This is a genomic window from Pararhizobium sp. O133, from assembly GCF_051669845.1.
Lineage (GTDB): Bacteria > Pseudomonadota > Alphaproteobacteria > Rhizobiales > Rhizobiaceae > Pararhizobium.
In genome coordinates, this window is the sequence record NZ_CP196426.1 from 844,797 (window position 1) to 866,765 (window position 21,969).

20 protein-coding genes are annotated in these 21,969 nt (G+C 59.8%); 11 read left to right on the top strand and 9 right to left on the bottom strand.

Annotated features, from left to right (window positions below):
- Positions 1-138 precede the first annotated feature (138 nt).
- Complete coding sequence (locus ACST81_RS03990) at positions 139-1,032, bottom strand: LysR family transcriptional regulator (RefSeq protein WP_438751551.1); 894 nt, start codon at positions 1,030-1,032, stop codon at positions 139-141.
- A gap of 34 nt (positions 1,033-1,066) precedes the next feature.
- Positions 1,067-1,837: an SDR family NAD(P)-dependent oxidoreductase gene (locus ACST81_RS03995; protein WP_438751552.1), complete on the bottom strand. Its 771-nt coding sequence runs from the start codon at positions 1,835-1,837 to the stop codon at positions 1,067-1,069.
- A gap of 176 nt (positions 1,838-2,013) precedes the next feature.
- Between ACST81_RS03995 and ACST81_RS04000 the strand changes: the two genes are divergently transcribed.
- From ACST81_RS04000 to ACST81_RS04040, 9 genes are all read left to right on the top strand, one after another.
- On the top strand, positions 2,014-2,778 hold the full coding sequence (locus ACST81_RS04000; protein ID WP_438751553.1) for a DeoR/GlpR family DNA-binding transcription regulator: 765 nt from the start codon (positions 2,014-2,016) through the stop codon (positions 2,776-2,778).
- Positions 2,779-2,864: 86 nt separating this feature from the next.
- Positions 2,865-4,424 carry a glycerol-3-phosphate dehydrogenase gene (glpD, locus tag ACST81_RS04005; RefSeq protein WP_438751554.1) on the top strand — a complete coding sequence of 520 codons (1,560 nt, stop codon included), beginning with the start codon at positions 2,865-2,867 and terminating at the stop codon, positions 4,422-4,424.
- Between the two features lie 48 nt (positions 4,425-4,472).
- Positions 4,473-5,555 carry an ABC transporter ATP-binding protein gene (locus ACST81_RS04010; protein WP_438751555.1) on the top strand — a complete coding sequence of 361 codons (1,083 nt, stop codon included), beginning with the start codon at positions 4,473-4,475 and terminating at the stop codon, positions 5,553-5,555.
- 10 nt (positions 5,556-5,565) lie between these two features.
- Positions 5,566-6,654, top strand: a complete 1,089-nt coding sequence (locus ACST81_RS04015; protein WP_438751556.1) for an ABC transporter ATP-binding protein — start codon at positions 5,566-5,568, stop codon at positions 6,652-6,654.
- 2 nt (positions 6,655-6,656) lie between these two features.
- Positions 6,657-7,523: a carbohydrate ABC transporter permease gene (locus ACST81_RS04020; RefSeq protein WP_438751557.1), complete on the top strand. Its 867-nt coding sequence runs from the start codon at positions 6,657-6,659 to the stop codon at positions 7,521-7,523.
- A 21-nt stretch (positions 7,524-7,544) separates the two neighbouring features.
- Positions 7,545-8,369 (top strand): carbohydrate ABC transporter permease, encoded by an 825-nt coding sequence (locus tag ACST81_RS04025; protein WP_438751558.1) that lies wholly within the window; start codon positions 7,545-7,547, stop codon positions 8,367-8,369.
- Between the two features lie 13 nt (positions 8,370-8,382).
- Entirely contained in the window at positions 8,383-8,802 is a 420-nt protein-coding gene (locus tag ACST81_RS04030) for a DUF2160 domain-containing protein (protein ID WP_438751559.1), read from the top strand.
- Positions 8,803-8,883: 81 nt separating this feature from the next.
- Positions 8,884-10,605 carry an ABC transporter substrate-binding protein gene (locus ACST81_RS04035; protein ID WP_438751560.1) on the top strand — a complete coding sequence of 574 codons (1,722 nt, stop codon included), beginning with the start codon at positions 8,884-8,886 and terminating at the stop codon, positions 10,603-10,605.
- 140 nt (positions 10,606-10,745) lie between these two features.
- Positions 10,746-10,937: a hypothetical protein gene (locus ACST81_RS04040; protein ID WP_438751561.1), complete on the top strand. Its 192-nt coding sequence runs from the start codon at positions 10,746-10,748 to the stop codon at positions 10,935-10,937.
- A 124-nt stretch (positions 10,938-11,061) separates the two neighbouring features.
- On the opposite strand, the gene ACST81_RS04045 is transcribed toward ACST81_RS04040, so the two are convergent.
- The 5 genes from ACST81_RS04045 to ACST81_RS04065 form a co-directional block, all read right to left on the bottom strand.
- A complete protein-coding gene (locus ACST81_RS04045) occupies positions 11,062-11,823 on the bottom strand; it encodes a sugar transferase (RefSeq protein ID WP_438751562.1) in 762 nt (253 codons plus the stop codon).
- Positions 11,824-12,240: 417 nt separating this feature from the next.
- Positions 12,241-13,110: a DUF6030 family protein gene (locus tag ACST81_RS04050; protein WP_438751563.1), complete on the bottom strand. Its 870-nt coding sequence runs from the start codon at positions 13,108-13,110 to the stop codon at positions 12,241-12,243.
- A gap of 499 nt (positions 13,111-13,609) precedes the next feature.
- The gene (locus ACST81_RS04055) at positions 13,610-14,413 is read right to left on the bottom strand and encodes a potassium channel family protein (protein ID WP_438753367.1); all 804 of its coding nucleotides are present in this window, start codon (positions 14,411-14,413) and stop codon (positions 13,610-13,612) included.
- A 134-nt stretch (positions 14,414-14,547) separates the two neighbouring features.
- Positions 14,548-15,504 (bottom strand): MBL fold metallo-hydrolase, encoded by a 957-nt coding sequence (locus ACST81_RS04060; RefSeq protein WP_438751564.1) that lies wholly within the window; start codon positions 15,502-15,504, stop codon positions 14,548-14,550.
- An 83-nt stretch (positions 15,505-15,587) separates the two neighbouring features.
- Positions 15,588-16,574 carry an alpha/beta fold hydrolase gene (locus ACST81_RS04065; protein WP_438751565.1) on the bottom strand — a complete coding sequence of 329 codons (987 nt, stop codon included), beginning with the start codon at positions 16,572-16,574 and terminating at the stop codon, positions 15,588-15,590.
- Between the two features lie 154 nt (positions 16,575-16,728).
- Here ACST81_RS04065 and ACST81_RS04070 point away from each other — a divergent pair, with 154 nt between their 5' ends.
- Together ACST81_RS04070 and ACST81_RS04075 are read left to right on the top strand one after the other, a co-directional pair.
- Entirely contained in the window at positions 16,729-17,727 is a 999-nt protein-coding gene (locus ACST81_RS04070) for a GlxA family transcriptional regulator (protein WP_438751566.1), read from the top strand.
- 228 nt (positions 17,728-17,955) lie between these two features.
- Entirely contained in the window at positions 17,956-19,326 is a 1,371-nt protein-coding gene (locus ACST81_RS04075) for an IS1182 family transposase (RefSeq protein ID WP_438751402.1), read from the top strand.
- A 161-nt stretch (positions 19,327-19,487) separates the two neighbouring features.
- Here the strand turns inward: ACST81_RS04075 and ACST81_RS04080 are convergent, their stop codons facing one another.
- Positions 19,488-19,967, bottom strand: coding sequence for a chemotaxis protein CheW (locus tag ACST81_RS04080; RefSeq protein WP_325463718.1), 480 nt, complete (start codon positions 19,965-19,967; stop codon positions 19,488-19,490).
- The gene (locus ACST81_RS04085; RefSeq protein ID WP_438753369.1) at positions 19,967-21,754 is read right to left on the bottom strand and encodes a methyl-accepting chemotaxis protein; all 1,788 of its coding nucleotides are present in this window, start codon (positions 21,752-21,754) and stop codon (positions 19,967-19,969) included. Before ACST81_RS04085 ends, ACST81_RS04080 begins: the two co-directional genes overlap by 1 nt.
- Positions 21,755-21,969: the final 215 nt, after the last annotated feature.

Here is a 21,969-nt window from a genome sequence, read left to right on the forward strand (position 1 = left end):
CGAGAGCTTCGGATCGTCTCGTTTCATCCCTTGCGGGATAAACACGGCATTTTTGCATTCCACGCGTTATTAAACAGCGTGTCAGCACTGCGTTTGACGGTCAATACGCGTCTTTCGTTGGGTGATAGGAATTTTCTATCAATAGGCGGGAATCTCGCCAAGAATACGGGCTTCGTGCAAAAGCGCCGAGACGAGCGGTGTGAAGGGTTCGCGGTGCGTGGCCACCAGGCCGACGGTGTGGCGGGCATCGGGCTCGATGATCGGGATGAGGCGAATATCCTCGTAAAAACCGAATGATTTCCCGACGTTATAGGGCATGATGCTGGCCCAGTGGCCAGTGCGCACATGGGAAAACAGCACGATCATGGAATTGGATTCCAGCGTCGGGGACACACTGACGCCGGCTTCGGAAAAGTGCTGATTGATGATCCGTCGGTTCTGCATGTCGGCGGTCAATAGACAAAGCCGAATGCCGGCGATTTCCTTCCAGGTCACGGTTTCGCGATCCGACAGCGGACTGCCGGCTGCGGTGACGAGATGGTAGCGTTCCACCTGCAACGGCACGCTGGTGACCCGCCCGAGCGGTTCGTTTTCCAGATAGGTGAGGCCGGCGTCTATTTCGAGGTTTTCCAGAAGACCGAGGATTTTGAGGGATGTGGTGGAGAGCACGGAAAAGGTGACGTTGGGATGCTTTTCCTGGAACGGGCCGGTGATACGCGGCACCATGGCGAGCGTGGTCGGCACGGCGGCGAGCCGGATATGGCCGACAAGGCCGCGCCGCGCAGCCCGCATTTCCTCATGCAGGGTGCGCGAATCGCTGACGATGCGGCGGGCCCATTCCAGCACGCGCTGGCCTTCCGGGGTCAGGCTCTGGTAGCGCGAGCCGCGATTGACGAGCATGACGCCAAGCTGCTCTTCCAACTGCTTGATGGCGGCTGAAAGTGTCGGCTGGGTTATGCCGCAGAGATCGGCCGCCCGCCCGAAATGCCGTTCCTGGGCGAGCGCGATGAAGAATTCCAGCTTGTCGATCATGCGCCACCCCTCCCGAACGCGATGCCGTGTGTGGTCAGCAGATCAGCTGTCCGCCGTTCACTTCCAGCACCTGGCCGGTGATGTAGCCGGAGAGCGTATGCGACGCGAGGAACAAATAGGCCGGCGCGCAATCCTCCGCCGTGCCCAACCGCTGCAGCGGGATCGTCTTGCGCGTCGCCTCGAGCTTTTCGGCCGAGGAGTAGCGGTCGTGGAAATCAGTGGTGATCGTGCCCGGCGATACGCAATTGACGCGGATGCTCTCCGGCGCCAGTTCACGGGCAAGCGCCTTGGAATAGGTGGAGACGAAGGCCTTGGTCGCCGAATAGATCGACGAGCCGGCGCTGCCGCCGGTCAGCGCCGAAATGGACACGGTGTTGATGATCGCCGGGTTCGTGCCACGGCGCAGCAGCGGCAGGAGCGCGCGGGTTGTCTGGACGACGGCGGTCTGGTTGAGTTGCACGACGCTCTCATATTGCGCGTCCGTCAGATCGCCGGCCAGGAATCGTCCGACCATCGTGCCGGCATTGTTGACCAGCACGTCGATCGACCGGAACCGCTTGCCAATGCTCTCCGCCAGCAGATCGACGCCGCCGGCCATCGAGAAATCCGCGTAGGACAGATAGGCGCGGCCATCGACAAGCGCGGAATCGAGGAAGTCCGGTAGCGGCTCGCGCGCGATGCGTCCGCCATGCAGATAGACGGTGGCGCCGCAATCGAGAAACTGACGGGCGACTTCAAGGCCGATGCCGCGACCGGCGCCGGTGACGACCACGTTGATATCTTTGAACAGAGATGGATGAAACATCGGAAATCCTCCCAAGCGACCGACAGGCTGTCGCATCGCGACCAGAATTGCAAACGCAGCCGATCGTCCTTTTACCCGCAAGGTTCATTTTCAAATGGCGCGTTGCGTTTATGAAATTGCACTGCTTTCGTTTTTGCATATTATGAAGAAAAACGAAAACAGCGGGAGTGATATTGATGTATCTGACGGGCCGACAGTCCGAAATTCTGGAACTGGCCAAGACGGAAGGCCGTGTCCTCGTCGATGAACTTGCCGTGCGCTTCTCCGTGACGCCGCAGACTATCCGCAAGGATCTCAACGATTTGTGCGACGGGCGGGTGCTGACGCGTATCCATGGCGGCGCCATTTTCCCGCGCGGAAACGAAAATGTGAAATACGAAGCGCGTCGCTCGATCGCGGCACTCGAGAAGCAGGCAATCGGCCAGGCGGCGGCGGCCATGATCCCGAACAATTCGTCGCTGTTCATCAATATCGGTACAACGACGGAAGCCGTCGGCGAAGCGTTGCTCGATCATGCGGAATTGATGGTGATCACCAATAACATCAATGTTGCCAATCGTTTACGTGTTTTTCCCTCCATCGAGGTGGTCATTGCCGGCGGTGTCGTGCGTGGCGCCGATGGCGGTATCGTCGGCGAGGCGGCGGTCGATTTCATCCGTCAGTTCAAGGTGGATTATGCCGTTATCGGCGCCTCGGCGATCGACCATGACGGCGCGCTCCTGGATTTCGATTATCGCGAAGTGAAAGTGGCGCAGGCGATCATCGCCAATGCCCGTCATGTCATTCTGGTTTCCGATTCGACCAAGTTCGAACGAACAGCGCCTGTTCGCATCGGCCATATCACCCAGGTTCATACCTTCATTACCGATACCTGTCCCGTGGAAAACGTGCGTTCGATCTGCCAGGAACAGGATGTCCGTCTGATCGAAACCTCCGCCTGAAGGTCAATTTCAGGCGCTGCTGATTTTCTAAAAACATTCGTTTGACATTCGCAAGTTATTCGCTTTAATTATTTTTGCTTTCGCAAATGCTCAAAATTGTGCAATGCGAAAAGCGGGGAGGGAAAGCAGTGCCTGCGCAGGATGTACTCGACATTTTCGTGATTGGCGGCGGCATCAATGGCTGCGGGATCGCAAGGGATGCGGTTGGCCGTGGCTATTCGGTCGCACTCGCGGAAATGGACGATTTCGCCTCCGGCACATCCTCGCGCGCCACCAAGCTGATCCACGGCGGCCTGCGCTATCTCGAGCATTATGAGTTTCGTCTCGTGCGGGAATCACTCATGGAGCGCGAAGTGCTCTGGGCGATGGCGCCGCATATCATCTGGCCGATGCGCTTCGTTCTGCCGTTCCACAAGGGTGGCATCCGCCCGGCCTGGCTGATCCGGCTCGGCCTCTTTCTTTATGACCATATCGGCGGACGCAAGCTGTTGCCGGCGACCCGCACGCTCGACATGCGCAGCGATCCGGCCGCCAAGCCGCTGAAGGCGCTGTTCACCAAGGCTTTCGAATATTCGGATGGCTGGGTCGATGACGCCCGCCTCGTCGTCCTCAATGCCAAGGATGCAGCGCTCAAGGGCGCTGATATCATGACCCGCAGCCGGGTCATGTCGGCTGAGCGCGAGGGTTCCGTCTGGGTGATCAAGGTCGAGGACACGGCGACCGGCGTCGTCAGCACGTTCAAGTCCCGCATGCTCGTCAATGCCGCCGGTCCCTGGGTCGATGTCGTCCTGTCGAAGGCCGTGCGCAAGAACAATGTCCATAATGTCCGCCTGGTTCAGGGCAGCCATATCGTCGTGAAGAAGAAGTTCGATGATGCGCGTGCCTATTTCTTCCAGAACCCGGACAACCGCATCATCTTCGCGATCCCGTATGAGACCGATTTCACGCTGATCGGCACGACCGACAACGATTTTATCGGCGACCCGAAGGATATCCGGATCACCGAGGGCGAGATCAACTATCTCTGCAATGCGGCGAGCGAGTATTTCTCCGAACCCGTCAAGCCGTCGGATGTCGTCTGGACCTATTCCGGCGTGCGGCCGCTGTTCGACGACGGCGCCTCCAAGGCGCAGGAGGCGACGCGGGATTACGTCCTGAAGATCGATGGTGGGCAAGGCGAGGCGCCGCTGCTCAATGTCTTCGGCGGCAAGCTGACCACCTATCGCCGGCTGGGCGAGCATGCGCTGGAAAAGATCGCCGATGCGATCGGCGCCAAGGGGCGTCCATGGACGGCTGGAAGCGTGCTGCCGGGCGGCGATTTCGCGCCGACGGCCTATGAATCCGAAGTCGCGAAGCTTTCCAGCCGCTATCCGTTCCTGGCAGCGCGCCATGCGCGGCGGCTGGTGCGGCTCTACGGTACATTGGCAGCGAACCTGCTCGGCAGTGCCGGCAAGATTGAGGATCTCGGACGCCTTTTCGGCGCCGATCTCTACGAAGTCGAAGTACAGTGGCTGGTCGCCCAGGAATGGGCAAGGCGCGCCGAGGACGTGCTTTGGCGCCGGACCAAGCTCGGTTTGAAATTGACCCAGGCGGAAGCCGCCGGGTTGGAGGAATACATGCGGGAGACTGTCCGCAGCGTTGCCTGAGGGCGGCGCCTCGATGGCGCTGCCGACGGCTGGGAGGAAGCCTGAGAAATGCTTGAACTGAAAAACATAACCAAGGTCGCGGGGGCGGATATACATATCCATCCGACGAACCTTGTGCTGGAGCGGGGCTCGCTCAATGTGCTGCTGGGCCCGACGCTCTCCGGCAAGACGTCGCTGATGCGGCTGATGGCAGGCCTCGACAAGCCGACGACGGGCACGATCACCTTCGACGGCAAGGACGTGACCGGCGTGCGCGTCCAGGATCGCTCCGTCGCCATGGTTTACCAGCAGTTCATCAATTATCCGGCGATGACGGTCTATGAGAACATCGCATCGCCGATGCGGATTTCCGGCAAGGACGAGGCGACGATCGACCGCGAGGTTCGCAAAGCGGCCGAACTGATGAAGCTGACGCCCTATCTGGAGCGCACGCCGCTCAATCTCTCCGGCGGCCAGCAGCAGCGCACGGCGCTTGCCCGCGCCATCGTCAAGAATGCCAGCCTCGTCCTGCTCGACGAGCCGCTCGCCAACCTCGACTACAAGCTGCGCGAGGAACTGCGCGAGGAATTGCCGAAGCTGTTTGCAGCCTCCGGCTCGATCTTCGTCTATGCGACGACGGAACCGCAGGAAGCGCTGTTGCTCGGCGGCAATACGGCGACGTTGAACGAGGGACGCATCAGTCAGTTCGGCCCGACCATCGGGGTCTATCGCAAGCCGACAGACATCGTCACGGCCAGGACTTTCGCCGATCCGCCGCTCAACACGATCGAGTTGACCAAGGCCGGCAGCGTCTTCGAGCGCCAGGGCATCACCGTACTGCCGGTGCCGGAGCATCTGGCTCGCATCGCCGATGGGCCTTACACGGTCGCTTTCCATCCACATCACCTCTCGCTGGAGCGCCCGCACGCCACGGCTGCACCTCTCAAGGCGAAGATCATCATTTCGGAAATCGCCGGCTCGGAAAGCTTCATCCATGTCGATTGCGCCGGCTCGCGTTGGGTCATGCTGGAGCACGGCATCCACGACATCGAGCCGGACACGGCGATCGAGCTTTTCGTCGACACCCGCCACCTGATGGCCTTCGGCGCCGATGGGCGTGCGATCGTCGGCTCAACCGGTCGGGGAGCGTGAGGAGAACATCATGGCACGCATCAATCTCGATCATATCCGCCACGCCTACGGCCCCAACCCGAGCAAGCCCTCGGACTATTCGCTGAAGGAAGTTCACCACGAGTGGAACGATGGCGGCGCCTATGCGCTGCTCGGTCCGTCCGGCTGCGGCAAGACCACGCTGCTTAACATCATCTCGGGCCTGCTTCAGCCGTCGGAAGGCAAGATCCTGTTCGACGGCAAGGACGTCACCAATCTGTCGACGCAGGACCGCAACATCGCGCAGGTGTTCCAGTTCCCGGTCATCTACGATACGATGACGGTCTACGACAACCTGGCCTTCCCGCTGCGCAACCGTCGCGTTCCGGAGAGGGAAGTCGATCGCCGCGTCACCGAAATCCTCGAAATGATCGGCTTGTCCGACCGGGCGCGGAAGAAGGCGCAAGGATTGACCGCCGACCAGAAGCAGAAGATCTCGCTCGGCCGTGGTCTCGTTCGCTCCGACGTCAGCGCCATCCTGTTCGACGAGCCGCTGACGGTTATCGACCCGCACATGAAATGGGTGCTGCGCTCGCAGTTGAAGCGGCTGCACAAGCAGTTCGGCTTTACCATGGTCTACGTTACCCATGACCAGACCGAAGCGCTCACTTTCGCCGACAAGGTCGTCGTCATGTATGACGGCGAGATCGTCCAGATCGGCACGCCGGCCGAGCTTTTCGAGCGTCCGAAGCATACATTCGTCGGCTATTTTATCGGCTCCCCGGGCATGAACGTGCTGCCGGCGAAGATCGATGGCTCGTCCGTCGATCTCGACGGCCAGAAGGTCGATCTCTCCTTCGCACCGAAGATCGCCGCCGGCGCCAAGACCGAACTCGGCATTCGCCCTGAATTCGTTCGGCTCGGCCGCGAGGGCATGCCGGTAACGATCTCCAAGGTCGAGGATATCGGCCGCCAGAAGATCGTTCGCGCTTCCTTCGCCAACCGACCGATCGCCATCGTCGTTCACGAGGACGGTGAAATTCCCTCGGAACCGAAGATCACCTTCGATCCCAATGCCATCAATATCTACGCCGATTCATGGCGTGTGGCTGATTCATCACTGGTAGGGGGGGAGGCCTGATCATGGAAAAGACCTGGAACAACAAGGCCTGGTTCATGGTCCTGCCGGTACTGGTGCTGGTCGCCTTCTCGGCGGTCATTCCGCTGATGACGGTGGTCAACTATTCGGTTCAGGACACGTTCGGCAACAACCAGTTCTTCTGGAACGGGGTCGGCTGGTTTTCCGACGTCCTGGATTCCGATCGGTTCTGGGAGGCGCTTGGGCGCAACCTGCTCTTTTCGGCGATCATCCTGGCGCTGGAAATTCCGCTGGGCATCCTGATCGCGCTCAACATGCCGAAAAAGGGTTTTGGCGTGCCCGTCTGCCTCGTGCTGATGTCGCTGCCGCTGCTCATTCCGTGGAACGTCGTCGGCACGATCTGGCAGGTCTTCGGCCGTGTCGATATCGGTCTGCTCGGTTATACGCTGGCGGCGCTCGGCATTCCCTACAATTACGTCAACAACGTCTTCGACGCCTGGCTGACGCTGATCGTCATGGACGTCTGGCACTGGACGAGCCTCGTCGTGCTGCTGTGCTATGCCGGTCTCGTCTCGATCCCCGATGCCTACTACCAGGCAGCCAAGATCGATGGCGCCTCGCGCTGGGCCGTGTTCCGCTACATCCAGCTTCCGAAGATGAAGCGCGTGCTGCTCATCGCCTTCCTGCTGCGCTTCATGGACAGTTTCATGATCTATACCGAGCCCTTCGTCATCACCGGCGGCGGTCCCGGCAACTCGACCACGTTCCTGTCGATCGATCTCGTCAAGATGGCGATCGGCCAGTTCGACCTCGGGCCGGCCGCAGCCATGTCCCTCATCTACTTCCTGATCATCCTGTTGCTCTCATGGATATTCTATACCGTGATGACCAACAGCGATGCGCAGAACTGACGGCCGGAGGGAGGAAAAACAATGACCACCGCGACCCAAACGTCCGACCGTAGCCTCTCCTGGCTGGTGCCGACGCTCTACATCATCTTCCTGCTCTTGCCGATCTACTGGCTCGTCAACATGAGCTTCAAGACCAATACCGAGATCACCGGCGCATTCTCGCTCTATCCGCATGCGCCGACCCTTCGCAACTATGCGGTGATCTTTACCGATCCGTCCTGGTACAAGGGCTATATCAACTCGATCATCTATGTGGTGATGAACACGGTCATCTCGGTTTCAGTGGCGCTGCCGGCGGCCTATGCCTTCTCGCGATACCGTTTCCTCGGGGACAAGCATCTGTTCTTCTGGCTGCTGACCAACCGCATGGCGCCGCCGGCCGTTTTCGCGCTGCCCTTCTTCCAGCTCTATTCAGCCTTCGGCTTGATCGATACGCATATCGCCGTTGCCTTGGCGCACTGCCTGTTCAACGTGCCGTTGGCGGTCTGGATTCTCGAAGGCTTCATGTCCGGCGTGCCGAAGGAGATCGACGAAACCGCCTATATCGACGGCTATTCGTTCCCGCGCTTCTTCCTGCGGATCTATATCCCGCTCATTGCCTCCGGCATCGGTGTCGCTGCATTCTTCTGCTTCATGTTCTCCTGGGTCGAACTCCTGATCGCCCGCACGCTGACGACGACCGACGCCAAGCCGATCGCCGCCATCATGACGCGCACGGTCTCTGCTTCGGGCATGGACTGGGGCGTGCTGGCCGCGGCCGGTGTGCTGACCATCATTCCGGGCGCCATCGTCATCTATTTCGTTCGCAATTACATCGCCAAGGGCTTTGCCCTTGGCCGGGTCTGAGGGGGAGGGTCTCATGGCTGCTGTCATTCAACGCACCAATCGCTGGCCTCTGGCCCTGGCCATCGTCCTTATCGTCTATGCAGCCGTTGTCGGCCTGCTTGTCCTGTCCCTGCCGCTCAAGGACGGGGTGCGCGACTGGTTCGCCCCGCTGATCCCCGGCGGCTGGATGGCCTGGTCTTTTCCCGGCGCCATGTTCTTTCTGACGATCTTCCTGCTGCTGTCGCTGATGGCGGTCTGGGAATATGCCAGCCCGGGCGGCAATCCGCGTGTCGGCATCCTGCGCTTCGAGACGACGCGGGGAGACCGGCTGTTCGTCTCGCTGCTCGGCAGCGCCTTCATTCATCTCGCATGGCTGGGACTTGTCGGTCCCAACGTGTGGTGGGCTCTTGCTCTTTCCGTCGTGTACGCCATCGGGGTGTTCAAGCTGGTCTGAGACAAGATTACGAAACGGACAGCCAGGGAGGAACCGGGCCGTCCGACACTGCAATCGCAAAACCTTTAAGGGAGGACACCTATGCGACGGCATCTTCTAACAACGACAGCAGTCATGCTTCTGGCCTTTACCGGCTCCGCATTCGCCGGCATGGACGAGGCGAAACAGTTCCTCGACAAGGAAGTCGGCGACCTGTCGGCGCTCGACCGCGCCGGCCAGGAAGCGGAAATGCAATGGTTCATCGATGCGGCCAAGCCGTTCGCCGGCATGGACATCAAGGTGGTTTCCGAAACCATCACCACGCACGAATATGAATCCAAGGTTCTGGCGCCTGCCTTCACCGCCATCACCGGCATCAAGATCACCCACGACCTGATCGGCGAAGGCGACGTCGTCGAGAAGCTGCAGACACAGATGCAGTCGGGTGAAAACGTCTATGATGCCTATGTCAACGATAGCGACCTGATCGGCACCCATTGGCGCTACCAGCAGGCCCGTTCGCTGACCAAGTGGATGGAAAACGAAGGCAAGGACGTGACCAATCCCGGTCTCGATCTCGCCGACTTCATCGGAACGAAGTTCACCACTGCTCCGGACGGCGACCTCTATCAGCTGCCCGACCAGCAGTTCGCGAACCTCTATTGGTTCCGCTACGACTGGTTCAACGACGAGAAGAACAAGGCGGACTTCAAGGCGAAGTACGGCTACGACCTCGGCGTTCCCGTCAACTGGTCGGCTTATGAAGACATCGCCGAATTCTTCACCGGTCGCGAAATCGACGGCAAGAAGGTCTATGGTCACATGGACTACGGCAAGAAAGACCCGTCGCTCGGCTGGCGCTTCACCGACGCCTGGCTGTCGATGGCCGGTAACGGCGACAAGGGACTGCCGAACGGTCTTCCGGTCGACGAATGGGGCATCAAGGTCAACGAGAAGTCCCAGCCGGTCGGTTCTTGCGTTGCCCGCGGCGGCGACACCAACGGTCCGGCTTCCGTATACGCCATCCAGAAATATCTCGACTGGTTGAAGGCCTATGCACCGGCCGCTGCCCAGGGCATGACCTTCGGCGAAGCCGGCCCGGTTCCGGCCCAGGGTGAAGTCGCCCAGCAGATGTTCACCTATACGGCGTTCACGGCCGACTTCGTCAAGGAAGGCCTGCCGGTCGTCAATGCGGACGGTACGCCGAAGTGGCGCTTTGCTCCGTCGCCGCACGGCGTCTACTGGAAGGACGGCATGAAGCTCGGCTATCAGGACGTCGGCTCCTGGACGCTGCTCAAGTCCACGCCGGACGACCGCGCCAAGGCCGCGTGGCTCTACGCGCAGTTCGTCACCTCCAAGACTGTCGACGTCAAGAAGGCCCATGTCGGCCTGACGCTGATCCGCGAATCGACGGTCCAGCACCCGAGCTTCACGGAACGTGCGCCGAAGCTCGGCGGTCTGATCGAGTTCTACCGTTCGCCGGCCCGCGTCCAGTGGTCGCCGACCGGCACGAACATCCCGGACTATCCGAAGCTGGCCCAGCTATGGTGGCAGGCAATCGGTGACGCTTCCTCGGGTGCAAAGTCCGCCCAGGAAGCCATGGATTCGCTGTGCGCCGAGCAGGAGAAGGTTCTGCAGCGTCTGGAAAAAGCCGGTATCCAGGGTGAAATGGGTCCGAAGCTCGCCGAGGAACATGACTTGGCCTACTGGAACGCGGAAGCCGTCAAGGCCGGCAACCTCGCTCCGCAGCTGAAGATCGAGAACGAAAAAGAAAAGCCGCAGACCGTCAACTACGACGAACTGGTCAAGAGCTGGCAGAAGTAAGCCGGTACTTGCATCAAGCGACAATAGAGCCGCCCGGGTCACTCCGGGCGGTTTTTTGTCGGAAGGCCGGAAGCCGCTGAACCGTTCATGGGAACCATTCACAAAGCGCTCCGTTTCCTTTTCAAGGAAAGGAGACCACCATGTCTGTCAAGGATGTCGTCACATCGCTGCTCACCGAGGTCAAAGGCCCCGACACAGCCAGAACCCGGAAAGAGCCAGCCGCGGGCGTCGATGACGGCAGTCTTGCTGCCGGGAAGACACCAAAGCCCAACGAGCCCGATCCGGAGCAGGTGCAATATCCCGGCTATTTCAAGGATGGTGGAAGCCTATAGGTCCAGGTTGAGTTCAGTGCTCTTGGGCAGGTTAAAGCGGCATATTCCAAATCATTCCCGAAATGAAAAAACCACCGATTTTCATCGGTGGCTCAGTTGTACCAGTTCCAGGATAAGCAGGCCTTTACAGCCCGGTGCCGCCCTTTAACTCGTTGACGACGGTGCGGATAATGATCTTGATATCCAGCAAAAGAGAAAAATTTCGGACATATTCGACATCGCAGACGATACGGCGGATCGCCATCCAGCGATGACCCGTCGGGCCACGCAGGCCGCGCGCCTGGGCGAGGCCGGTTATGCCCGGGCGCATCAGGTGGCGGTACTCGTAACCCTGAACGAGATCGGAATAGGTGCGGCCGGCCGCCAACATATCCGGAACGTGCGGGCGCGGACCAACCAGCGACATGTCGCCGATCAGGACGTTCAACAGTTGCGGCAGCTCATCGAGATTGGTCTTGCGCAGGATGCGGCCGAGTGGAGTGATGCGCGGGTCGTTGTCGATCGTCTGGCGTACACCGCTGTTGTCGCAGAGATCGGTATACATCGAGCGGAACTTCAGGATTTCGAACGGGGTCTCGTTGATACCCGTGCGCAGCTGCCGGAAGAAGACCGGACCCTTGCTTTCCAGCTTGATGAGAATGGCGACCAGAAGCATGAGCGGCGAAAGAACGAGCAGGCCGAGGAATGAGCCGAAAATGTCCATGCCGCGCTTGGCAGCCAGTTGAGCGGGCATGTCCGGGGCGTTGGCCGGATTGATGTAAAAATTCGTTTCGTCAGCACGCCGATCATTGTTCTGAACCGGCAGTCTGGCGGAAAGTGTTCTGCTCAGCCTGCTATCTTCTACAGCGACAGCGGCCGATTGCTGCAATATCATTTTTTCTGTCATGGCGTTTGTTACTCCTGGCACTTTTGACAGACAGCGTGACCCTTTCTGGTCCTGCTGAAAAATTTGTTTGTACAAGAACCGGTCGGTTTTTTATTTTGAGCGGAAATGCTTCCTATAACAGGCAGGATTTCTGCTTTCGGTATCCCCGTGGAATGCTTCGTCCCTGAAATCTATTTTTCCGAAAAAGCGTTATTTGATCTTTTAATCATTTATTAAATATGATCGACTTTGACAAGCCACCGCAATCGCAAACTTGTACCTTGTGGTTAATTTGCGCCGCTCCAAAATGGCTCATTTTTGGGTGAATGCCCTTATTCTGCAATGATATGCGGCAAGACGCCCATCTGTTACGCGGTGCGGCATAATCTTGGTCCGACCACCTGCCGGCTTGAAATTTTCATGACAGAAAATATTGGCCTATTCTGCCGGTTCGGTGAGTGGCAGGCCCTGTGAGCCTTCGCCGGCCATCATGCCATCGATCATCGGCACGCCGTTGCTGTCGGTCAGCGGAAACCATCGTTCGCGGTCGAAGTAGATAGTCCCCGGGCTTGCCTTGCCCGCCTTGCTGATCTGGTTGGCAAGGAAGTTGTAGCGCGGGGTTTCGCCGAATTCCCGCTTGAACTGGATGCGGCTGCCGAAATTGCGGATGTCGAAGGCTTCCAGCCGATGGATCTTGCCGAGGATTTCACCCGGATTTCCCCAACGGACCTGGCGCAGGAAGATATTGGCCGCGTTGCCAGCGAGATCGGCGACCTTGATCGCATCGTTCGAATTCTCGATGTTCAACTTGACGCGGAAGGACGTGACGCGGTTTTCGCCATCACCCTTGATGAAGATGAAGACCGAGGACTGGACCTGATCGTCCGCGCCTCTCGGCGGCAGATCGACCGTGGAGGAGCATTCCCACTTGTCCTTGCTGGCGTCGCTGATCGTCCAGTCGAGATCGCTGAAGCCGCCTTCTTTCACCTTTTCGCACAATGTCCTGGGATCGCTCTGGATCAGGCGCAGAAAATGCTGCTTCGGCGCATTGAAATCCGCGAAGGCATAGGTTGGCAGAACCATCTTCGCCGCAGGCAGACGAACACCCTTGCTTGTCTTGACCGTGACTGTTTTGGCGACGGGCTCTTCCTTCGGCAGCAGATCCTGATAGCCGAGGGAGGTCAGGAGGAGGTCGAGATTGCGATGGCGATTGGCAAGCAGCACTGTTGCCAGGATCCCGATGAAGACCAGGGCAAGGGTGATGATGAAGAACAGCCTGCCGGATCGACGGTTGCGCGCCCCTGTCATGCCAGAATCCGAATTCCGTCGGTCTTACGCTTAACGTCCTGACATGCTTTGGCCATCCGTTGCTCTCGATCCCGCACCACCATTCTGGCGTATTTTACAGGCGGGACTATGGACGTCTGTCAGCCGTTTGCCGATCCCTGTAGGCGGAGAAAATCACATGAACGACAAGCAGCGGCCACAACAGGCATAAAACCAGCCCGAGAACACGCATCCCATCCCACACACCACCCGCAGCTTCGCCCTCGCGATAGGTATTGTCGAGAAAGAACAGGCATATCAAGGTATAAATCGAAAGAAGCCATGCCATGTGCGGATGCCGAAATTCAGAAGAGGAGAAGACAAACTCGGATACACGCAGTTTCCACCGTGGCATCATGGCTGAGAGGGCATTGCTGTTCTCTGGCCAACTGGCGAAAACACCACGACAAACGCTGACTGCACCATCGCACGATTCGAGCGCGTCGCACAATCTGCCTGCACCCGAGCCCGGCCGTCCGCTTCAGCTTCCCTCGTCGGGAATATTCAGCACATGGCCGCAGGCCTTGCAGTGCACGGCGTCGGTCTCGTGGCGCTGCAGGCCGCATTGCGGGCAGGGGAAGACGACCTTGTGCGGACGCACGATTGCCTGCGCCAGCCGTACGAACAGCGAGATGCCGAAGATCATCGTGACGATCGAGGTCAGCTTGCCGAGCGCGCCGGGCAAGGTGATGTCGCCAAATCCGGTCGTGGTCACGGTGGCGACGGTGAAATAGAGCGCGTCGATAAAGCCGTCGATGCCGGCCTCATGATAGAAGAACGTCGTGTAGACGAAGCCCGTGACGAGGAAGAGGAAGGTGAGGAAGTTGACGCAAGCGCGGATGACATCTTCCCACTCACCGCAGCCGGCCCGCTTGACCAAAAGCGTGAAGACCTTGCTCTGGCTGAGCGACCAGATGCGAAACGCGCGCAGGAAGGCAAAATTCGAGAAGGTCGTGGGAAACAGCAGTGTCGCCAGGATGGCGATATCGACCCAGGTCATCGGCCGCGTCAGCCAGCGCATGAAGCTGTTGGTGAGCAGCGCGCGTGCTGCGAGCTCGAAGGCAATCAGCGCTGCAATGACATAGTCGACGATAAGATAGGTCCTGCCACCGCTGAAATAGGGCCCAAGCAGGAAGAAGATGATGATGGCGAGATCGACCAGCGCCATGACGACCTGGAAGCGGACAGCCCGTGGGCCGGTTCCGAGATAGAGCACACGCAGCCGCGAACGAAGCCTGTCCAGTGTCGTTGGGGCGGGCTCGATTGTCTCGCGGTGATTGGCCATGGCAGGGAAATAGGCTGATCTCTCAAAGCGTTCAAGGGCGATGGCGCCGATCATTGTGTGGTGCGCCCGGTGCTAAAGTCAAAGCCCCGCAATGTGCGGGACTCTGGGCGTAAGGTTGGCGTATCGAGATCGCTTTAGGCGGCGGCGAAGCGGTAGCCGGTTCCCTTGCGCTCGGCATAGCCGATGCCGGGATAGGTCCAGTGATAACCGAGCAGCTTGATGCGGTCGGTCGCGGCGCGGTCCATCAATGCCTGGCGGTTGCGGATCGCCACGTCCTGCTGAGTGTCGAAGCCGAATTTCCAGCCGGGATGTTCGAATGAGACGATCCGGTTGGTGGCGGCATCGGCAGAGATGATCAGGCCATCGCCACCGGCAAGCTCCAGCGAGATATGGCCCGGCGTATGGCCGGCGGTATCGAGCACGCGTATGCCGGTGACGATGTCGTCGCCGTCCTTGACCAGCTTGACCCGATCCTTGACCGCGAACAGGTCACGCTGGGCGCCGCGGGCAAAGTCGTGCAGTGTCTTCGGCATCTTCGTTTCGAAATCGGGGTCGATCCAGAAAGCCCATTCCTTCTCGGAGACGAAATATTCGGCGTTGGGAAAACGCAACTTGCCGGCCTCCGTCAGCGTGCCGCCGGTATGGTCCGGATGGGCATGGGTGAAGACGACCTTGGTGACATCGGCGGGGTCGATGCCGGTCATGTCGAAATTCGTGCCGAACGTGCCGGCGGTCGCCTGGAAGTTCGTGCCCGAACCGACATCAACGACGATGATGTCCTTGGCCGTGCGGATGACCGGGATATTGGACGGTGCCTGGGCGCTGTCGGCATTGCCGCCGAGGCGTTTCAGAATGTCGACCCGCTCCGCCGGGGAAGCTTCCGGCATGATGATATCGGCCGGCAGGGTGATGTAGCCGTCGCTGAGGACGGTGATGTCGAAATCGCCCTGTGCGATGCGGTGAGTTTCGGTGGCAAACATGGTCTTCGGCCAGAACGGGAGGGTTGCGATGGCGCCGCCAAGAGCAAGGAATCGGCGGCGGGCGGGATCGATTTCAGTGGATGTATCGAGTGCGGCGAGTGTGCGGGCCATGGTCGTGCTCCAGTGCGGATCGGGTTGAAGAGAATGGGAGGAGGCCGGCGCCGCCTGTGAAGCGGCGCCGGATAGCCGGTGTCTCAGGACCGTGCGAACTCGAGCAGGTCGGCGTTCAGCTGCTGTTTGTGCGTGTCGGTGATGCCGTGCGGGGCGCCGGCATAGACCTTGAGGATGGCGTGCGGCACCAGTTTCTTGGATGAACGGGCGGCGGCATCGATCGGCACGATCTGGTCGTCGTCGCCATGGATGATGAGTGTCGGCACATCGAACTTCTTCAGGTCCTCGGTAAAGTCGGACTGCGAGAAGGCGACGACCGAGTCATAGGTGTTCTTATGGCCGCCCATCATGCCCTGCAGCCAGAAGCTGTCGATCATGCCCTGCGAGGCGACGGCGCCCGGCCGGTTGAAGCCGAAGAAGGGGCCGGATGCGATGTCGCGGTAGAGCTTGGAGCGATCGACGATGCTGGCGGCCTGGATGCCGTCGAACACGTCCTTCGGCAGACCGAGCGGGTTGGCTTCGGTCTTGACCATCAGCGGCGGCACGGCGGAGATAAGGCCCAGCTTGGCGATCCGGCTGGTGCCATGGCGGCCGACATAGCGGGTGATTTCGCCGCCGCCGGTGGAGAAGCCGGCCAAGAAGATGTCCTTCAGATCCAGCTGCTCGATCAGGTCGGACAGGTCGTCGGCATAGTGATCCATGTCGTTGCCATCCCAGGGCTGCGATGAGCGGCCATGGCCGCGGCGGTCATGAGTGATGACGCGGAAGCCGTTCAGGGCAAGGTGGAAGGCCTGGGCTTCCCAGCTGTCGGCAGACAGCGGCCAGCCATGGCTGAGGATGACAACCTTGCCATCCTTCGGACCCCAGTCCTTGTAGTAGATTTCGACGCCGTCGCGGGTGATGATCTTGCTGCCCATGGTCCTGTTCCCCTCGTTGCTGTTGGCTGCGGTGGTGGAGTTGGCTGCTACGGCTGCGGCCGGAAGGCCTGCGAGACCGGTGATACCGGCTGCTCCGAAGAGGACGCTGCGGCGGGAGAGGATGGCGCTTTCGGTGGAGGCGATGATGGTCATTGTCGTGTTCCCTTGTTCTATCCGGTTGTTTTTCCTCGATGGGCGGCTCCGTCTCGGTCAATCCGTTTCCGCCGCCCGTCTTGTTGCTTTGATACCAAGCGGGGCCTAAACTCGGGATTGGCGAAACTGACATTAAGCGGGACGGAACTGACAAATGGCTCTCGGTGAACCAGCGGAGATCGGAATTGTCGTCTATCCGGAGGCGCAGCGTGCCGCGATCCACGGGCTGACCGACCTGTTCCATGTCGCCAACCTGATGAGCGAGGAGCAGGGCGGTCGTGCACCGGCGCGCATCCGCGTCAGCCACTGGCAGCTCTCGGTTGATGGGACATCCGTGGAAAAGGCATTCGACAGCCATCCGGGCCTGCCGGAGCGGGGCCTGATCGCGCTGATCCTGCCGCCGAGCCTCACCAACCTGCCGGTCGGCGAGCGCATGGCTGCTTTTCCAGGGTGGATCAAGGCGCAGCACCGAGCCGGCACGACGATCTGCTCGATCTGCGGCGGCGCCTATCTGATGGCGGAATCAGGCCTGCTCGAGGGGCGGCTGGCGACCACCCACTGGACGCATTCGGAGCAGATTTCCGGCAAGTTTCCCGGTATCAAGGTTGATGTCAGCAAGCTGATCATCGACGATGGCGATATCATCACGGCGGGTGCGATGATGGCCTGGATCGATCTGGGGCTAAAGCTCGTCGCGCGCTTCATGAGCCCCAGCATCCAGCTGGCGACGGCGCGTTTCATGCTGGTCGATCCGGCGGGGCGAGAGCAGACCTTCTACAGTACCTTTGCGCCGAAACTGCATCACGGCGACGAAGCGGTGCTGAAGATCCAGCACTGGCTGCAGGCGCATCACACCGAAAAGATTACGCTGGAAATGATGGCCGAGCGCGCCGGTCTCGGGGAGCGCACCTTCCTGCGCCGCTTCCAGAAGGCGACGGGTCTCAATCCGACGGAATATTGCCAGCAACTCAGGATCGCCAAGGCGCGCGAGCTTCTGGAGATTTCCAGCATCAAGGTCGAGCAGATTGCCTGGCAGATCGGCTATGAAGATCCCGGCGCGTTTCGCAAGATCTTCCGCAAGTTGCTTGGGCTATCGCCGGGCGAATACCGCCGCCGGTTTTTTGTCGGCGAGGATGCGGCGGCACTGGCTTGATCGGGTTACGGTTCCATCGTCGCCTGCTATGGCGAGAGGTCTGCCCGCACTCCGTCATCCTCGACCACTGAGCCGAGGATCCAGAACTCCGATCATGACGGAGAGTGTGGAGGTCTTGGAAGACAGTAGCTGGCTCGGGCACTCAAACGAAAAGAGCGGCCGCATGGGCCGCTCTCAGACTGCTGACAAACCTCTGGCCACAGCCAGGGGTTTGTGATTCAGTGGGACATGTTGAAGAAACCTGCTCCCGAACAGACGGCTCTCGAGATGGTGACGCTCGATGGGCTGGTTCCAAAGGATCATCTGCTTCGCAAGATCGATGCGGTGATCGACTTCTCCTTCATCCATGACCGCGTTGCCGGGCACTACTGCGCCGACAACGGCCGGCCGGCCCTCGATCCGACCTGCATGTTCAAGGCGCTGTTCATCGGCTACCTGTTCGGGATACGCTCGGAGCGGCAGTTGGTGCGCGAGATCGAAGTCAACGTCGCCTATCGGTGGTTCTTGCGGATGAAGCTGACCGACCCGGTCTTTGATGCCTCGACGCTGTCGCAGAACCGCCGCCGTCGCTTCAAGGATACCGACGTGGCGCAGGATATCTTCGATGCGATCGTCGAGCAGGCGATCCGGCACGGCCTGGTCGATGGCACGGTGCTGTACACGGATTCGACGCATCTGAAGGCCAATGCCAACAAGGGCAAGTACGACTTGGAGATGATTGCCAAGTCACGCGCCGACTACTGGACCGATCTCGACCGGGCAATCGAGGCGGAGCGCGCCGCCCATGGCCAGAAGCCGTTGAAGGAAAAAGAGCGCGAGCCTATGGTGAAGGAAACCAAGGTCAGCCGCACCGACTCGGACAGCGGCTATATGGTGCGCGACGGCAAGCCCAAGGGCTTCTTTTACTTGGATCATCGCACGGTGGATGGCCGCCATGCCATCATCACCGACACCCATGTGACACCTGCCAATGTGCATGACAGCATCGTCTACCTCGAACGCCTCGACCGGCAGCGCGCGCGCTTCGACTTCAACGTCGGTGCGGTGGGGCTCGACGCGGGCTATGCCACGTCGGGCATCGCCAAGGGACTGGAGGACAGAGACATCCTCGGAGTGACCGGCTATCGCAACCCGACACCGCCCAAGGCCGGGATGATGCGCAAGTCGAAGTTCGTCTACGAGCCCGAGACGGACGGCTATCGCTGCCCTCAGGGCCAGTTGCTGACCTATGCCACCACCGACCGCACCGGCTACAAGCATTACGGCTCCGACCCCGCCCTCTGCCGTGACTGCCCGCTGCTTGCCTCCTGCACCTCTAACGCCAAAGCAGAGCGCACCATCACCCGCCATGTCTGGCAAGATGCCCGCGAGCGAACAGACGCTCATCGCAAGACGCCTTGGGGCAAGGCGATTTACAAGCGGCGAAAGGAGACGGTCGAGCGCTCCTTTGCCGACGCCAAACAGCTTCACGGCCATCGTTATGCACGCTTCCGCGGCCTGATCAAAGTCAGATGGCAATGCCTTCTCGCCGCCGCCGCGCAGAACATCAAAAAGATCGCAACCGCAATGACCAAGGCTTCAAAGCCCGCCTGGGGATAAGGCCATGGCCCGCTTCGGATAACACTACCCGGCCGCACAAACACTACCTGAGCGCGCACTCCACAAACAAGAAAACCCGCCGAGAAAAATCGACGGGTTTGTCAGCAGTCTGAGAGCGGCCGCATGGGCCGCTCCGAGTCTTTTGACAAAACAGGCGCCGATCAGGCGGCCATGTCGTCCATTTCGCGTTCCTTGAACATGCGGGCGAGATTGAGGAAGCAGATCATGCCGGTCTCGTTGGCGATAATGCCTTCCGCATAGCTCTTGTCGAAGGATGTGGTGATTTCCGGAACCGGCTGAACCTGGTCGCCACGGACGGTCAGAATGTCGGAAACGCGGTCGACGACGAGGCCGATGACCATGTTGTGGACTTCGGCAACGACGATGGCGCTGCGTTCGTTGGCAACCGTGCTCTTCATGCCGAGCTTGTGAGCGAGGTCGATGATCGGGATGACCGTGCCGCGCAGGTTCATGACGCCGAGCACGTCGGCCGGCGAATGGGGGATCGGCGTCGATGGCGCCCAGCCGCGGATTTCGCGGATCGTCGTCGTCTTCACGCAGAATTCCTGATCATGAAGACGGAAGGCGATGATCTCGAGGGTTTCGTGACCGAAGGTACCTGTTGCGATTGTGTTGTTCATCAAAATTCTTCCCAGCTATCCCGATTGGCGGCAACTGCCACGTTTGAACTAAAGGCGTTCACCACCCGGTTGGCCATCGCGCGGGCCGGGGAGGCGACCGGTTTAACGTCCTGCCGCGCCGTCATTATGCGCCCCTGTGCCTCGCCGACCTTGAACTGGCTGAGAAGCCTGAAAAGACCTTCCGCTTCCTTCGCCAAAGTGTGGCTGGCAGCCGTGGATTGCTCGACCATCGCTGCATTCTGCTGTGTACCTTGGTCCATTGTATTCACAGCCTGGTTAATTTCTTTCAAACCTGTCGCCTGTTCTTTCGCACCTTCTACAATAGCCGCCACATTCGTGTTGATCTGGTGCACCTGCGCAAGGATTTCCTCCAGCGCCTGGCCCGTCTGGCCGACCAGCGACACGCCGCTTTTCACTTGTTCGCTGGAGGCAGTGATCAGGCTCTTGATCTCTTTCGCCGCTTTCGCCGAGCGTTGTGCGAGCTCGCGAACTTCCTGCGCGACAACGGCAAATCCCTTGCCGGCATCACCGGCACGGGCTGCCTCGACGCCGGCATTCAGCGCCAGGAGGTTGGTCTGGAAGGCGATTTCGTCAATGACGCCGATAATATTGCTGATTTCGCCGGAGGAGGCTGCGATCTGGCTCATGGCTTCGACCGCGTTGTTGACCACGGCGCTCGACCGCTCCGCATTTTCCTTGGTCTGGGCAACCAGCTTGCCGGCGTCCTCGGCACGCCGGCTCGAATCAGCGACGGTGGTGGTGATCTGCTCGAGTGCGGCGGCGGTTTCCTCGATCGAAGCTGCCTGTTGCTCCGTCCGCTTCGACAGATCCCCGGCCGCATTGCGGATTTCGTTCGAACCGGCAGCAATCGCTGCGGCATTGTGGCCTACGGTGCGTAGGGCCAGCTTGAGCCTGGAGGCGGAACCGGTAAAGCTCAGGCGCAGCTTTTCCAGTGCGGGGATGAATCTTTCATCGAGGGACTGGTCGAGATTGCCTGCCGCCAGATCCTCAAGCGCGCCGGCCAGCGTTTCGCTGTTTTGAACGCGCCCGGTAATGTCGGTTGCGAACTTGACGACCTTGGTCACGCGGCCATTGAGGTCGAAGATCGGATTGTAGCTGGCCTGAATCCAGATATGTTTGCCGCCGCGCCCGATGCGCATGAACTCGTCGGCGATGAACTGGCCCGCCCGCAGATTGCTCCAGAATGTCGCGTATTCCTCGCCATTGGCATAGGCGGGATCGCAGAACATGCTGTGATGCTTGTCCTGGATTTCGGCAAGCTTGTAGCCCAGCGTCAACAGGAAATTCTCGTTCGCTGTCAAGATATCGCCGGTAGGCGTGAACTCGATGACCGCTTGAGCTCGCGAGATCGCTTCGATCTTGCCTGCATCATCGGCGCTCTTCAGCTTTGCCGCAGTGATATCGGTTGCGAACTTCACGACCTTGTAGGGCCTTCCGCCCCGGAAGATCGGGTTGTAGGAGGCTTCGATCCATATTTCCCTGCCGCCCTTGCCGACCCGCTTGTACTGGCGGCTGTCGTATTCTCCGCGCCCGAACCGCGCCCAGAATTCGCGATAGTCAGGGCTGGCCGCGTCGGCCGGATCGACGAACAGGCGATGGTTCTGGCCGATAATTTCCGTAAGGGTATAGCCCATCGCCTTGCAGAAATTCTCGTTGGCCGTCAGGATCCTGCCCTGCAGGTCGAATTCGATGATGGCCTGCGATCGCTGCATGGCCGAAAGAATGGCGTTGGCGTCCGTACGAAATCGATTTCCAAAAACAGGCATCATTTTCTCCAAAATTTTCTCAGGCGAAAGCCCGGCATTCGGTGACGACATGCCGCGAGATATAAAATGACTTTAAATGGGATGCCGGTTCATCGGCGCCGCGCTTGCCTCATGCTTGGCGTCGGGCCAATCGCGCTTGCGGCAATTTGGGGGGCACGTCTTAATTAAATATTTAAATATTTGGAGGCGACGTCATATATCGCAATCAAAGTCAT

Bases quoted from the DNA above. Each gene is read 5' to 3' on its own strand.
- ACST81_RS03990 (WP_438751551.1), bottom strand. From the start codon at position 1,032: ATGATCGACAAGCTGGAATTCTTCATCGCGCTCGCCCAGGAACGGCAT.
- ACST81_RS03995 (WP_438751552.1), bottom strand. From the start codon at position 1,837: ATGTTTCATCCATCTCTGTTCAAAGATATCAACGTGGTCGTCACCGGC.
- ACST81_RS04000 (WP_438751553.1), top strand. From the start codon at position 2,014: ATGTATCTGACGGGCCGACAGTCCGAAATTCTGGAACTGGCCAAGACG.
- glpD (WP_438751554.1), top strand. From the start codon at position 2,865: ATGCTCAAAATTGTGCAATGCGAAAAGCGGGGAGGGAAAGCAGTGCCT.
- ACST81_RS04010 (WP_438751555.1), top strand. From the start codon at position 4,473: ATGCTTGAACTGAAAAACATAACCAAGGTCGCGGGGGCGGATATACAT.
- ACST81_RS04015 (WP_438751556.1), top strand. From the start codon at position 5,566: ATGGCACGCATCAATCTCGATCATATCCGCCACGCCTACGGCCCCAAC.
- ACST81_RS04020 (WP_438751557.1), top strand. From the start codon at position 6,657: ATGGAAAAGACCTGGAACAACAAGGCCTGGTTCATGGTCCTGCCGGTA.
- ACST81_RS04025 (WP_438751558.1), top strand. From the start codon at position 7,545: ATGACCACCGCGACCCAAACGTCCGACCGTAGCCTCTCCTGGCTGGTG.
- ACST81_RS04030 (WP_438751559.1), top strand. From the start codon at position 8,383: ATGGCTGCTGTCATTCAACGCACCAATCGCTGGCCTCTGGCCCTGGCC.
- ACST81_RS04035 (WP_438751560.1), top strand. From the start codon at position 8,884: ATGCGACGGCATCTTCTAACAACGACAGCAGTCATGCTTCTGGCCTTT.
- ACST81_RS04040 (WP_438751561.1), top strand. From the start codon at position 10,746: ATGTCTGTCAAGGATGTCGTCACATCGCTGCTCACCGAGGTCAAAGGC.
- ACST81_RS04045 (WP_438751562.1), bottom strand. From the start codon at position 11,823: ATGACAGAAAAAATGATATTGCAGCAATCGGCCGCTGTCGCTGTAGAA.
- ACST81_RS04050 (WP_438751563.1), bottom strand. From the start codon at position 13,110: ATGACAGGGGCGCGCAACCGTCGATCCGGCAGGCTGTTCTTCATCATC.
- ACST81_RS04055 (WP_438753367.1), bottom strand. From the start codon at position 14,413: ATGGCCAATCACCGCGAGACAATCGAGCCCGCCCCAACGACACTGGAC.
- ACST81_RS04060 (WP_438751564.1), bottom strand. From the start codon at position 15,504: ATGGCCCGCACACTCGCCGCACTCGATACATCCACTGAAATCGATCCC.
- ACST81_RS04065 (WP_438751565.1), bottom strand. From the start codon at position 16,574: ATGACCATCATCGCCTCCACCGAAAGCGCCATCCTCTCCCGCCGCAGC.
- ACST81_RS04070 (WP_438751566.1), top strand. From the start codon at position 16,729: ATGGCTCTCGGTGAACCAGCGGAGATCGGAATTGTCGTCTATCCGGAG.
- ACST81_RS04075 (WP_438751402.1), top strand. From the start codon at position 17,956: ATGTTGAAGAAACCTGCTCCCGAACAGACGGCTCTCGAGATGGTGACG.
- ACST81_RS04080 (WP_325463718.1), bottom strand. From the start codon at position 19,967: ATGAACAACACAATCGCAACAGGTACCTTCGGTCACGAAACCCTCGAG.
- ACST81_RS04085 (WP_438753369.1), bottom strand. From the start codon at position 21,754: ATGCCTGTTTTTGGAAATCGATTTCGTACGGACGCCAACGCCATTCTT.